This is a genomic window from Neiella litorisoli, assembly GCF_014773395.1.
Classification (GTDB): domain Bacteria; phylum Pseudomonadota; class Gammaproteobacteria; order Enterobacterales; family Neiellaceae; genus Neiella; species Neiella litorisoli.
Genome location: NZ_JACXAF010000007.1, coordinates 110222 through 124151 on the forward strand (window position 1 = coordinate 110222; position 13930 = coordinate 124151).

Genomic DNA, 13930 nt, shown 5'->3' on the forward strand with positions numbered 1-13930 from the left:
GCCTTTTTTTTGTCTATAGTTCGTTGAGGTAGCCGTTAAATGGAGCAGCAGATGACAGATAATCAGGTGCAGCAGGTGGTGATTGTCGGTGGGGGCACCGCTGGTTGGATGACCGCAGCAAGTTTGAGCCGTTACTACCAGAAACTAAACATTACTCTGGTTGAGTCCAGCGATATTGGTACGGTCGGCGTTGGCGAAGCGACTAACGCGACTATTCGGCGCTTCTACGGTGCGCTGGGAATGAAAGATATTGACGTGCTCAAAGCTACGCAGGGAACCTGCAAGTTGGGCATCGAGTTTAAAAATTGGTATGCCACTAACGACACCTTTTTTCACCCGTTTGGCCTTTATGGTCAAGATGTTCAAGGCGTTTCGTTTCACCATTACTGGCTGAAACTCAAACAGTTGGGTTTAGTGTCTGACTTTGCCGATTATTCATTAGGCTGCACTTTGGCAATGAACGACAAGTTCACCACGCCATCGCCAAATCCGCCATCGACCTTATCTATTTTTGATTGGGCCTTACATTTCGATGCAAGCCTGTTTGCCAAGCTGATGCGTGAATTTGCCGAAGCCAATGGGGTGAAACGCATTGATGGCAAAATCGATCGGGTCGAGCTTAACCCTGACAATGGCTTTATTGAGCATCTGGTGTTAACCAACGGCGAGCAGATCCACGGCGATTTATTTATTGATTGCTCTGGATTTCGTGGCTTGTTGATTGAGCAGACGTTGAAATCTGGCTATGAGGACTGGAGTGAGTGGTTACTCTGTGACCGCGCCATTGCTGTTCAGAGTGAGTTAGTTTCCGAAGCCAAACCGAGAACGGTTTCAACTGCGCATCAAGCCGGTTGGCAGTGGAATATTCCGCTGCAGCATCGACAAGGCAACGGTCATGTTTATGCAAGTCAATATATTAGTGATGACGAAGCAACCAGCGTCCTTATCAATCACATTGACGGTCCATTAACCACCGAACCGAATCTATTTAAGTTCACCCCGGGGCGGCGCAAACAAGCCTGGGTGAAAAATTGTGTGTCGATCGGTTTGGCTGCGGGCTTTTTGGAGCCACTGGAAAGCACCAGTATCGCGATGATCGAAACGGGCATTGAAAAACTGCGAATGCTGTTCCCTGATAAATCGATGAACCAAGCCTGTATTGATGAGTTCAATGACATGACCAAGTTGGAGTGGGAGCGAGTGCGAGACTTTATTGTATTGCACTACCACTTGAGTTCGCGCACCGATTCGGCATTCTGGCGGCAAATTAAGCAAACGCCGATCCCTGAGACCTTGCAACACAAGATCCGCATGTTCAAAGCCAGGGGGCATTTGGTGAAGTATCGCTGGGAGATTTTTCAGCCAGCAAGCTGGCTGGCGCTGTACGATGGCAACAAGGTGTACCCAGAAACCTATGATCCGATTGTTGATAGCTTCTCAACCGACTATCTCAGTAAAAGTCTGGCGGAGATGAAACAGTCGCTACAGGGCGCGGTTGGTAAGATTCAGAGCCACCATGAGTTCTTACGCCAGCACGTCATCTAATCAAATTCTTCCGATGAAAAATTTATTTTAAAACAAAAAGTTATTTTTTTCTGCAAAAGGCCATATGAAAATTATGGCCTTTGCCATTCGGCTATTCCTGCCCACCGATTTTATTAGACCTTGCTCTCATTACTTAAAATATCGAGGTGAATTACCTCAAATTTCTCTTTTATTCGATTGTTTAAAAAATAATCGAGTTTTAGGTTCGCAACCGGTGGCAAAACGCTAGTTCACGAATAATTACAAATGCCACCGGTGGCAATTTCGCCAAATCATGATTCAAGAAAGATAAAGGAAAGATCATGTCAATCGGAAATGGTTTGAGAAAGTCCAAATGGGGCCTGGCTGTAGCTCTCCCCCTGTACTCTGGATTATCTCTAGCAACGGGGTTTCACACCGAAAACGGTGGAACAACAGGCGGTGCAGGTGGTGATACCGTCTATGCAACAACGGGGACTGAAATTCATCAGGCCTTATGTAACAGGGCGTCGAGTGATACCCCAATTATTATTGAGGTCGAAGGCGTCATTGATCATGGCAACACCTTCAAAGTCTCTGGCGACAGCTGCAATACCGCAGATGGCGTCATTGAGCTCAAAGAGATTAGCAACGTCACCTTGATTGGTGTCGGCAGCGGTGCGCTGTTCGATGAACTGGGCATTCATATTCGCTCGTCATCAAACATTATTATCCGCAACGTTCATGTTCGAAATGTCAAAAAATCGGGTTCTCCGACATCAAATGGTGGTGATGCCATTGGCATGGAATCGAATGTGTCCAACGTCTGGGTCGATCATGTGACGCTCGAAGCGCAAGGCGGTGAATCGGATGGTTACGACGCGCTATTCGATATGAAAGCGGACACCAAGTACGTCACTTTGTCGTACAGTATTTTGCGAAACTCCGGCCGCGGTGGCTTGGTTGGTTCAAGCTCAAGTGACACCAACAACGGTCCAGTGACCTATCACCACAACATCTATGAAAACATTGATTCTCGTGCACCTTTGATGCGAGGCCGATTAGGTCACAGCTATAACAACTACTTCAATGGCATCAATAAGTCTGGGATTAATGTTCGTGTTGGCGGTGAAATGAAAGTTGAAAACAACTATTTCACCAATGCAAAAGATCCGCTCGGCACTTTTTACACCAACGATATGGGGTATTGGGATGTCAGCGGCAACACGTTCACCAGTTCAGTCGTGTGGACAGCCGATGGCGATGATAACCACCCAGCAGGTCCAAATGTTCAATCAACAACGTCAGTCAATCTGCCATACAGTTACAGCCTAGATGATGCTGATTGTTTACCGAACATGCTGACGAGCATTGCTGGTGCCAATAAAGGATTGGCAGTGTCTGACGGTTCATGTGAGATTACCAATCCGCAGCCTGACCCCGATCCTGATCCAACGCCAGATCCTGATCCAACACCAGACCCAGACCCTGCGCCAGCTCCTGATGGTGACGAAGTATTAAACATCACAGAGTCAGGCTCAACTAGCGATTTCTTTACTATTAGCGGTAATCTGTCGTCTTCAAAAGGTACGGTTAATTACAATGGTTTAACCTTAACTCAAGCACTAAAAATTGAATCAAGTACTTCAATTGCGTTCACTTCAGCTGCTGATGGTCAGCTAACGTTAGTGTTTAATGAAGGCGAAAGTGGTGATATCAAAATCAATGGTACGAATCACACCGTATCAAACGGAGTGCTTACTGTGGCATTAGCCGCAGGTAACCACACCATTACCAAAGCCGATACAATGAATTTGTATTATTTAAGCCTTGCTTATGACGCAGATACTCAACCTACCCCCGACCCTGATCCAACACCAGAACCTGATACCGGTGACGTTTCTGCGTCAACTTCGGTAAATGGCAGTGATGTGATAGTCAGCTGGTCAACTAGCAATATCAGCAACATCACAGGTCAACAGGTTTATCGTGATACTGACGCTGATCTAAATGGCAGAGTCCGCATCGCAGCTGCAGTGGCTGGTAACTCTTTCACTGATTACGGTGTAGCCGATGGCACATATTACTATTCAGTAAAAGTCACTGGTAATGATGGCAGTACTTATAATTCAGTAGCAGTACAAGCCAATGTTGCGACGGCCACTTCAAGCTTAACAATTGAAGAAAATGCCAATGGTTTCTGCTCTGTTGAAGGTTCAATAGACGATAACCACATTGGTTTTACTGGCGTTGGCTTTGCCAATACCGACAATGAAACCGGAAAAGGTATTAACTATGCCGTTACAGTACCTTCTTCAGGTCAGTACCAATTAACTGCACGCTATGCGAACGGTTCAACTGACCGCCCTGCTGCAATCATTATCAACGATACCTTGTCAGGTAACATTCCTTTGCCAGGCACTGGCGCTTGGGGCAATTACGCTGACTCAAGCACTGTGACAGTTAACTTAAACGCTGGCTTAAACCTACTCCGGTTGCAAGCAACTGATGCTGGTGGCTTAGCAAACATTGATAGTTTAACGGTGACTGGTTTAAGCCCTGCTGCTGGTGATTGTAACGGTCAACCGGGTGATGGAGCAGGCTCTGGAGGCGATACTGGTGGTGACACCGGTGGAGATACTGGCGGCGACACCGGCGGCGACACCGGTGGTGGCTCTGATGGCGGAACGGGCGGCGACACTGGCGGTGGCTCTGACGGCGGAACGGGTGGTGACACTGGCGGTGGCTCTGACGGCGGAACGGGTGGTGACACTGGCGGTGGCTCTGACGGCGGAACGGGTGGCGATACCGGTGGCGATACTGGAGGAGACACTGGCTCTGGCGGAGATAATGGCGATGGTATCGTTGATTATCCAAATGCCGACTGCGCAGAGTTAATTCACAATGACGCAATCAACTGGCGTGAATCATCGTTGCAAACCGATCAGGAGATCGTTGAGTGTTTGTCAGCTTCATTGGGCACACCAGTCGGCTATGGTGCCAACGCAACAGGTGGTTATGATCCAGCAGGCGGTAGTAAGTTGGTGGTGATCACTAAGGACCAGCCAGAAGATCAGATCCTCGCCGCGATTTCATCCAGCGAACACAACTGGATTGTCTTTGATAAGCAAGACTTTGCTAATGAGACGGCAATCATGATGTACCGCCCGTATTGCGCCAATGCTGAGCTCCAATCCGCTCTGGGCGCTGATGAAGCAACGTGTCGCGACCCTTATGCTTGGTGTTCTGACAACGGCGTTTCAAGTGGTGATTGTCTGGAGCGATTCTTTAATGATGAACTCAACAACAATGACTTGCCGGTTCGTAACTACCTGATCGACAGTAACACCACCATTGATGGTCGTGGTGCTAACGCGGTGTTTACCTTCAATGGCTTCAAGATTGGTGCCGATAGCAGCGGTGCATCTACTCACCAATCAGAAAACGTCATCATTACCAACAACTACTTTGTTGGTGTGGGCCACACCGAAGATCATGGTTTAGACCCTGATATGATTCGCTCTACCGGTGAATCGCATGATATCTGGATCCACCAAAACACCTTTGATACCACTGGCGACTCAGCCTTTGATGTCAAGGTCGGTGCTTATGACATTACCATGTCATTCAATAAGCTCATCAATGTCAAACGAGCGGCGTTGCATGGCTCAAGCGATAGTCGTGCGATTAACTCGCAAATCACAACCACCATGCATAACAACTTGTTTGTCACTACTGACGACAACTTTGGTGCGAGCTCATACAACACCTTGCGTCGGGTACCGCTGTTGCGCCGTGGTCAAACACACCAGTTCAACAATGTGTTTTATGGCTATCGTAAAGATGTCATGAGTATTCGCGTCGGTGGCAGTGCATTGGTTGAAGACAGTTTGTTTATGAACCCAGTTGAAAACTCCAAAGGTGATGACTTGGGCGACTGGCAAATTGAACTGTTCGATGGTGCGGTTCGCGATGGTAACTTGGAAGTTCGTGACAGCTACGTTTACGAATCAGGTTCTGAGTGCACCACGTCTGGCGCATCGGCTTCACTTGATGTGACTGACGGCAGTGCGCCAAACATGTTTGCTGACTATGACTCTGCTTCGCAAAATACCATTAACGCTAACCGTCAGGTTGCGGGTGCAGAATTGCGTAACTACGTCATGGCAACGGCAGGTAAAGGTGGCAAGACGCCTTGGGTTTCAGCGTACACGGAAGGCTTGAATAATATTCTTGCTGCGGCACCAACGAGCTGCCAGTAATTGCTGTAATCAGATAACTCATTAGTTTGAAAGGCTTTGCTTGTGTCACAAGCAAAGCTTTTTTGTTCTTATTGAGCCGTTAAATAAGTTCGATGGTCTGGAAAGTTCAGGCTGCTACGGCGCAGAAACTCAGCAATCCAACGCCTGTCTTGCTCTACCTGGATAGTCGACTCGCCAGCCGCTAAAGGCGGCAATACCCCCATTCCTGTTAACAAACACATCCAGGAAACATCACTGTAAAATCGGTCAATGCCCTGTTTTCGCAGTGCTTCGCTGAAATCCTTGCCTTGCATCCAGCTTTGAAACACATACCGCAACGAATCGGACAATTGATCATTTTGGCCGTTGTCGCGCCAGTACTGACTATCTTTGCGGCCAGATGTTTTGTAATGGGCCACAATGTAGTCGCGAATACCGTCGAACTGAGCATTGATGTTACTGTTGAATTGGTTGCGATTAGTGTCAGTGAAGTTGCCTTTTTCAAAGGCCAAGATGAAGTTTTCAACCGTGTATTGCACCAGCATCAGGGCCGTTGCTTCCAAAGGCTCGATAAACCCTTGAGATAAACCCACCGCTAAACAATTGCGGCGCCAATGTTCGGCTACTCGGCCAACCTTCATTTTCAGGTGCTTGGCTTCAATCGCAGAGTCCAGCAAGCCGAGCTGTTGGCGCAGTTCGAACTCTGCATCATCGGAATTGCAGTACTGCGAGCTATAGACATAGCCATTGCCAACTCGGTTAGTCAGCGGAATGTGCCAACGCCAGCCATTGGTCATGGCTGTTGATGTAGTCAGCGATGGCAGAAAGTCCGTCGACTGAGTCGGCAAGGTCACCGCGGCATCGTTAAACAAGGCATTGGCATAAGAGACAAACGGCACTTGCAATGTACCTTGCAGCAACAGTGACTTAAAGCCACTGCAGTCAACAAAGAAGTCGGCCTCAATGGCATTGTGATTGTGAGTCACTAGCTGCCGAATATCGCCTTGAGTCGTCAACTGAACTTGTTCAACATCGGCTTCAATGTGCTCAACGCCTTGCCTGATGGCCCGCTGTTTTAGAAAGTGGCCGAGGGCAGCGGCATCAAAATGGTAGCCATAACTCTGCTCAAACGGAAAACTCTCACTTTCTTTTGGAGCTTGATGTTGCTCGGCTAGGACGTTTGCCAAGAAGTAGTCATCGGGCGCTCGATAGCTATTGTGCCCCTGGCGTCGCGCATTGATATGGTGATGAAAATAACCCAGCACATTGTTATCGAGTGTTGAGGTAAAAGGGTGAAAATAACTGTCATAGCCAGCTCGGCCCGCCCAATTGGCAAAGCGAATGCCACATTTATAGGTGGCAGCACATGCTGGCATCCACTCTGATTCGGCAATACCCAGTTTGTCGAAGAACTGTTTTAGCGCTGGAGTAGAGCCTTCACCAACACCAATGGTGGGCACATTAGCGGACTCGACTACGGCGAACTGGAAGCCCTTGCTAGCCCAAGCGTGATGCAATAAAGACACCGTCATCCAGCCAGCGGTACCGCCGCCCAGTACCACAATCTTTTTCATTGTCAGCTCCTATTCACCGGCTTTACAGTGCTTATTGATAAAGGCGGCGTGCGATCCGGCAAAGCCAACGCCTTGTTCAATGGCATGTTGGATTTGTTGGAGCTGCTGGTGGAGTTGTTGCTGCGGCATCATTTGAGCGCTGGTCTCGATCTGTTCTGGCATTATCGCCATACCGCTGAGAATGCTTAACCAGCTGTCGCGCTCAAACGATTCACCATCGTATTTGATGAGGTGCCCGCGTTGTTTGAATAGTTCAATTTTGTGCTTAAGTGAATCCGGAATATCGATCCGTTGGCAGTGCTGCCAGAACGGTGTGTCGGTGCGTTGAGTGGCACAGTAATGCAGAATAATGAAGTCACGAATGCGCTCATATTGCAGGTCATTGAGGCGATTGACTTCATCAACTTCTATCTGCTTGATGCCTGCAAATGGGAAGAACTGATGAATATGGGAAATGCCATTTTGGATCATGGCGATACTGGTCGACTCCAGCGGCTCTAAAAAGCCCGAAGCCAAGCCGATCGCAACACAGTTTTTGTGCCACATTTTTTGTCGTTTACCGGTGACAAATCGAATCACATTGGGGTCCGCCAGCGGCTCGCCGTCGAGTTGACTGAGAAGCCAATCGGTTGCTTGCGACTCTTCCATATAGTCACTGCAAAACACCACGCCATTACCGGTTCGATGCTGCAATGGAATGCGCCAGCGCCAACCCGACTCCATCGCAATCGATTGAGTGTACGGCGTGATGTCGGCAACTGATTGACAAGGAACGGCAATCGCCGAGTCGCAAGGCAGCCAATGACGCCAATCATCATAGCCAACGTGTAACGCTTTTTTTATCAATAGGCCGGCAAAGCCGGAGCAATCGATAAACAAGTCACCAGCGATAACCCGACCATCTTGTAATTCGACCGATTCGATATCGCCGTTTTCAATACCAACATGCACCTTGCTAATACGCTGTTCAATACGTTGGACTCCTGCTTGCTCGGCGAATTGCCGCAGATAGCGGGCATATGCAATGGCATCAAAATGAAAAGCGTAATTGAACACCGACAAGGGGTTATTGTTGTTCATACTGGGTTGGGCAAATTTGTTATTCATTGCCAACTGAGTGGCAAGGCAGTAGTCGCCTAACTCGCCCGCTGCACCTTCGACTTTGGCGCGGTGCCAATGGTGATAGAAATCAACGCCATGCATTGGCGCGCCATAGCCAGCAAATGGATGGAAAAAGGAATCACCAAGTTGATGCCAGTTTTGGAACTCAATACCGAGCTTAAAGGTGGCATTGGTGGCTTTGATAAATTCGACTTCATCAAGCCCAAGGTAATGATTGAATTCTCTTATCGCTGGCAGCGTTGCTTCGCCCACGCCAACAGTGCCGATGTCGGCTGATTCAATCAAAGTGATAGAAATATCACGTCCAGCTAGAAACTTACTTAGGCTGGCGGCGGCCATCCATCCGGCAGTACCGCCGCCAACGATGACCACTGATTTAGTCACTTTGTCCATTATACCTATGCTCCCTCAGCATCATTATTGTCGCGCTGAATCGCGCCATCATTCGAATTATTGTGGATGTTAAAGAAAACGATTTCATCCGTTGCCGGAAATAGTAAAAAGGCGCTGATGATTTGACAAAAATCAAGGTCACAGAACGACAATTTGTTTGCTTATAATTACAACAATTGAGAGATGGTATGGCAGGGAGAGGAGAGTGCTCACAGCGGCAGCTCGCTTATGGCGAAGCCGCGACCGTGAGCGAGAAACCTAACGCTGTTGCATGTCCTGATTAAATTGTTGGATCAATTCCAAGGTGCTGGTGTCCGATGAAAACACGGAGTTAAGCCCTTGTGGTTCTTGTGGTGGATCGCCAGAAAAGTCATCGCCGGGTTGCCACTTACCGGTTTTCATGTCGCTCACAGGTTTGGCTTCGCCGCCAAAGCCCCAAATATTCACTCCGGCGAAAGTGCGGTCATCGGTGGCGAGCAGTTCATCGAAAATGGCTTTAAAAAACTGATTGCGATAACTGATGTCGGCATCGCGGTTGAGTTGTTCTTGTCGGCGTGGAAAACCAAACTCGGACAGCACGATAGGCCGCTGTTGCTGGCGAGCGACCGCAAGGTGACGGGCCATGTAGCTTTTCGCTTTATCGATAGCCAATTGAGTGGACGCTTGTTCATTTTCGGCATCGTACCAAGACCAATTTTTCGGCCACACATGCATGGTTAGGTAATCAATGTTGGGGTTGTTGTGCAAGCGCTGCCAGATAGCAACATCGCCATAGCGATCTGGATCATTGGGGTTGGGACCATAAGTACCCGCTTCGCCCTCTGAACCAGTGGATATCAGTTGCTTGGGCGCTAGCTGATTAATCTGATCAACAGTCCGGTTAAGCCATGCGGCAAATGCCGGCTCGTGTTCAGCGTTTCGTGCTCTGGGCTCGTTACCGACTTGCCAAGCCATGATGGTTGGATCATCAACATAAGCGACGCCAGTAACACTATTGGTGCGAGAAATCATGAAATCAACATGGTTGGCAAATGCGTCCATGCAAGGCTGACAGGAATGAAAGCGGGCCGTGTAATCTTGAAATTTGTCCCAGTCGTAAGGCGGTAAAAACGGGTTGGGAATTTTACCTTGGCCATTCCACTCCATGTATTGGGCAAATCCGCCAGACCAGATCCAGTTGTTGGTTAGGTACAACACTGCCACCATGTCGCGTTTGGCCATTTCAGCCAGCAGAAAGTCGAGCCCTTCAAGCAGGCTCTGATCATATTTGCCTTGTTCGTATTGCAGCGCCGGCGTCACCATGGAATCGTCTTGACCGCCATCACCGCCCGCTAATATCCGCAAGTTGGTAATGCCATATTGGCGCATTAAATCCAACTCTCGGCGCAGACGGGCTTTACCTTCGTCACTGGTTCCGAGCAGTGGCCCATACCAGTAATTAAAGCCAACAAATTGATAGGGTTTGCCGTTTCGAACAAACTCACCGTTATCGACAGCAATAAACTGTGAGTTTGCTGCCTTGTTAGTGGGATCGACTTGATTTGATTGGCAAGCAGACAGAGAGATTAGCGCCAAAGTTGCCAACAGAATTGATAAGGCTCGCATCCAAGTTCCTCGTAGATTGGCTAAGAGAGTTATGCTGAATTTATTTGTAAACGTTTACAGTTGTCGTGACATTGTAAATGGTTGCTTGAAAGGTTCAATTGCCTTTTGATTCTGACGTGTAGTCGATCACAAAATAAACAGCCTGCTCGGGTTGATTGAAGGTGCAATGAATCTGACCCTAAACGTTAAGATAGGACCTTTTTTGTTATTTTGTTTATATATTTCATTGCGTTGATTTCGTTACTCTATGCTTTGGAATATTTTTAATCCGTTTTCGAAGCGAACCTAACGGCCATTTTCTTAGCTTTTATCCAGTTTGACTTCGCTTCTAAATCACACGAGTCAGCCAATTTTATCGCTTTGTGCAGTGGCGCACATTGAGCCGAATAATTTGACTTGAAATGTAAACGTTTTCTGATAATAGTTAAATAATGTAAACGTTTACTGCGTTCATTTGAGCGGCTTTAAAGCGCTATTTCTAACTAGGAATAGCGCCCTCACAAACGGCTAAGCAAGCAGTAAAACAAGGATTGCTCAGTGGCTTAGCTGGTGTCATTGAACCCAGTGTGCGGCAGGTCGCAATCGCAAGTCAGTGATGACCAAGAAAATGGAAAGAGTATGAACGAAGCGAGCATTGCTTTCTTATCCGGCTGCAAAAATGCGGCGCGACTGGAAGCTGAGCACATCGCCAATTGGTGGGCGACCTACACAGTTGATGAGCACCATGGCGGCTTTTATGGCGAAGTTGGCCGGAATAATACGCCGGTCATTGAGTCGGAAAAAAGCATCATTCAGAACACCCGTATTCTGTGGTTTTTCTCTGAGTATGCGCATTTCTTGAGAACAGAAAGCTTGAAAACGAAGAGCTTGAAAGGGAGAGGCAGCAAATCAGAGCGCTACGAGGCGCTAGCAACCCGCGCCTTTGACTATCTGCTGAGCTACTTTGATGACAAAGAGCAAGGCGGCGTGGTGTGGCAGCTCGACCACCAGGGCCAGGTGACCGATGGCAAAAAGCAAACCTATGCCATCAGCTTTGCCATTTATGGTCTGTCGGCTTACTACAAGTTGACCAACAACCCGCAAGCTTTAGCCAAAGCGCAAGAATACTTTGGCTTGCTGGAAAAGCATGCTCGCGATCATGAGCGCAATGGTTATGTTGAAGTGCTGAGCCAAGACTGGCAGCCGCTGGCCGATGTTCGTCTGAGTGATAAAGACGACAACTTACCCAAGACCATGAACACTCATTTGCATGTGCTTGAGGCCTATACCAGCTTGCATTTGGTGGCACCGACGGCGCAAACCGCCGAAGCGCTAGCAAATCTAATCGATCTGTTTAACGACCGCATCATTGACCATGACAGCGGCCACTTACGGCTGTTTATGGAAATGGATTGGCAAGATAAATCGACCTTGTGGTCCTACGGCCATGATATTGAATGCAGCTGGCTGTTGTTTGAAGCGCTGGAAGCCTTGGGTGACGAACAGCGTTTGCAGCGTTTAACGCCGGTTGTGCTGAAATTAGCCGATACCACATTAGCCGAGGGCATTGGTGAGCGAGGGCAGGTGTTCGATCAGTTCGATTGCATCAAACGGATCAACCATCCAGAGAGTCATTGGTGGGTGCAAGCCGAGGCTTTGGTGGGCTTTTTAAACTTGTTTTATTTGGCACGTAATGAACAAGCGCTCGATGCATTCAATCTGGTTTGGCAGTTCATCAACGATTACCACAAAGATGACGAGTATGGCGAATGGCACTACTTATCAACGCTTGATCAACCCAGTCATCCGGCTATCTACAAGGCAGGAGGCTGGAAAGCGCCTTACCACAATGGCCGGGCAATGATGGAGATCTGCAAGTTAGTTGATCGGATCTGCGCCGCTGAGGCCAATCGTTAAAGCAACAGCTAACGCAATAGCCATAAATGATCACAATGAACATAGGTAGTGATATGAAACAACTGACCCTAGCATGTATTTTGGGGGCTATGATGGCCACGCCGGCACTGGCATTCGACCACTTTATTACCCGCGACGGCCATCAACTGAAAGACGGTGACAAGGTATTTCGTTTTGCAGGCATTCATGCCCCAGAGCTTCATCGCATTGAAGATCAAGCGCGCGGTAAGTGCCCACAAGATCCACGTGGCTGGGGTCAATACTTCAAATGGCCGACAGCTGAGGAGCAGGAAAACTGGATTCAGTCGTTGGTATTAACGGGTCATAAGGCCATGCGGGTTTATGTGCTGTCTATCGCCACCGAGTGGGATCAAGCCTGTGAGCGCGAAACCCATATCTTGCCACCTGTCACTCAAGACGGAATGCCAAGGCTCAACGAAGCAGCCTTGGTCCATTATGATCGCATGATCGCGTTGGCTGACAAGCATGGTCTGCGGCTTATTCTGCCTTTTGTCGATCATTGGAAATGGTGGGGCGGCCGTAAAGATTTAGCGGCGTTTTATGGTGAGCATGAAGACGATTTCTACGATACCAGCAGCAAAACTTATGCGGCGTATCAGAGCATCATCAAGCAAGTCACTAACCGCACCAACACCATCACAGGCCGAAAATATCGTGACGAAAAAGCCATCATGGCGTGGGAGACCGGTAACGAACTGAAAATGTCGACACAAGCATTTGTCAGCAAAACCGCTGCGTTGATTAAAAGTCAGGCGCCTCATCAATTAGTGATTGATGGTACTTATTTGAAGGTCAATGACTTTTCGTTGACCGATCCAAATGTCGACATTATTACCAATCATTTTTATACCGTTAACGGCAACAATAACCCTCAGCAGGTAATGAAGGATCTGAAAGCCATTGATGGCAAAAAAGTCTACTTTATTGGTGAGTTTGGTTTAGCCAGTGCCAAGTTGTTGAACTCGGTGATGCAGGCTGCTGTTCATCAGGAACATAATGGTGCCCAAGCGGCTGGGGCCTTGTTCTGGGGCTATCGTGGCCATCGTCATGACGGTGGTTATTATTGGCATCAGGAATACACCGGCCACTACGCCTATCACTTGCCCGGTGCGGCGGAAAACTATCGCAATGAAGAAATGGCGATGTCCGATGGTGTTCGCTTGGCTATTGCGCAAATGGATGGCGAACAAAATATGCGTCCTCTACCTAAGCCGCAGCCACCTAAACTCCGAGCGATTGATACGCCCAACAACTTCAAGTGGCTCGGGTCGCCTGTTGGCCGTTGGTATCGCTTTGAACGAGCCACTAGCGAAGCTGGCCCCTGGACTATTATTGGCGATGGTATTTCCGATGGCCGCAATGGTTTCAACCCCGAGACTGATGTGCTGTTTGCCGATCCGCAGTTGCGCGAATCAGGCAAAACTTATTTCTACCGGGTCACTGCGTTTAATGAATCGGGTCAGTCTGAACCATCCAACGTGGAGGCTTATCAACAACCTTAGCGTTGCTCGTTGAAGTGTGTTTGGTGCGCCAGTTTGCGCACTACATTGGTGTGAACCGATACCCCCTCTCAGA

7 protein-coding genes are annotated in these 13930 nt (G+C 48.4%); 4 read left to right on the forward strand and 3 right to left on the reverse strand.

The genetic code is table 11. The features are described 5' to 3' along the window. Positions 1–51: 51 nt before the first annotated feature. Together IC617_RS06835 and IC617_RS18790 are read left to right on the forward strand one after the other, a co-directional pair. The gene (locus IC617_RS06835; protein ID WP_191144244.1) at positions 52–1545 is read left to right on the forward strand and encodes a tryptophan halogenase family protein; all 1494 of its coding nucleotides are present in this window, start codon (positions 52–54) and stop codon (positions 1543–1545) included. Positions 1546–1847: 302 nt separating this feature from the next. After that, a complete protein-coding gene (locus IC617_RS18790) occupies positions 1848–5765 on the forward strand; it encodes a pectate lyase family protein (RefSeq protein WP_224745856.1) in 3918 nt (1305 codons plus the stop codon). A 68-nt stretch (positions 5766–5833) separates the two neighbouring features. Here IC617_RS18790 and IC617_RS06850 read toward each other — a convergent pair whose 3' ends face one another. From IC617_RS06850 to IC617_RS06860, 3 genes are all read right to left on the reverse strand, one after another. After that, on the reverse strand, positions 5834–7318 hold the full coding sequence (locus tag IC617_RS06850; protein ID WP_224745857.1) for a tryptophan halogenase family protein: 1485 nt from the start codon (positions 7316–7318) through the stop codon (positions 5834–5836). A gap of 9 nt (positions 7319–7327) precedes the next feature. Next, positions 7328–8833 (reverse strand): tryptophan halogenase family protein, encoded by a 1506-nt coding sequence (locus IC617_RS06855; protein WP_191144245.1) that lies wholly within the window; start codon positions 8831–8833, stop codon positions 7328–7330. Positions 8834–9091: 258 nt separating this feature from the next. After that, the gene (locus IC617_RS06860) at positions 9092–10438 is read right to left on the reverse strand and encodes a glycoside hydrolase 5 family protein (protein ID WP_191144246.1); all 1347 of its coding nucleotides are present in this window, start codon (positions 10436–10438) and stop codon (positions 9092–9094) included. A 618-nt stretch (positions 10439–11056) separates the two neighbouring features. On the opposite strand from IC617_RS06860, the gene IC617_RS06865 reads away from it, so the two are divergent. Both IC617_RS06865 and IC617_RS06870 read left to right on the forward strand, forming a co-directional pair. Then, positions 11057–12334 (forward strand): AGE family epimerase/isomerase, encoded by a 1278-nt coding sequence (locus tag IC617_RS06865; protein WP_191144247.1) that lies wholly within the window; start codon positions 11057–11059, stop codon positions 12332–12334. 53 nt (positions 12335–12387) lie between these two features. After that, the gene (locus IC617_RS06870) at positions 12388–13857 is read left to right on the forward strand and encodes a glycoside hydrolase 5 family protein (RefSeq protein WP_224745858.1); all 1470 of its coding nucleotides are present in this window, start codon (positions 12388–12390) and stop codon (positions 13855–13857) included. The last annotated feature ends 73 nt before the right edge of the window (positions 13858–13930 follow it).

What these genes read in the sequence shown, in the direction of transcription:
- IC617_RS06835 (WP_191144244.1), top strand. Translation starts at nt 52, where the DNA reads ATGACAGATAATCAGGTGCAGCAGGTGGTGATTGTCGGTGGGGGCACC.
- IC617_RS18790 (WP_224745856.1), top strand. Translation starts at nt 1,848, where the DNA reads ATGTCAATCGGAAATGGTTTGAGAAAGTCCAAATGGGGCCTGGCTGTA.
- IC617_RS06850 (WP_224745857.1), bottom strand. Translation starts at nt 7,318, where the DNA reads ATGAAAAAGATTGTGGTACTGGGCGGCGGTACCGCTGGCTGGATGACG.
- IC617_RS06855 (WP_191144245.1), bottom strand. Translation starts at nt 8,833, where the DNA reads ATGGACAAAGTGACTAAATCAGTGGTCATCGTTGGCGGCGGTACTGCC.
- IC617_RS06860 (WP_191144246.1), bottom strand. Translation starts at nt 10,438, where the DNA reads ATGCGAGCCTTATCAATTCTGTTGGCAACTTTGGCGCTAATCTCTCTG.
- IC617_RS06865 (WP_191144247.1), top strand. Translation starts at nt 11,057, where the DNA reads ATGAACGAAGCGAGCATTGCTTTCTTATCCGGCTGCAAAAATGCGGCG.
- IC617_RS06870 (WP_224745858.1), top strand. Translation starts at nt 12,388, where the DNA reads ATGAAACAACTGACCCTAGCATGTATTTTGGGGGCTATGATGGCCACG.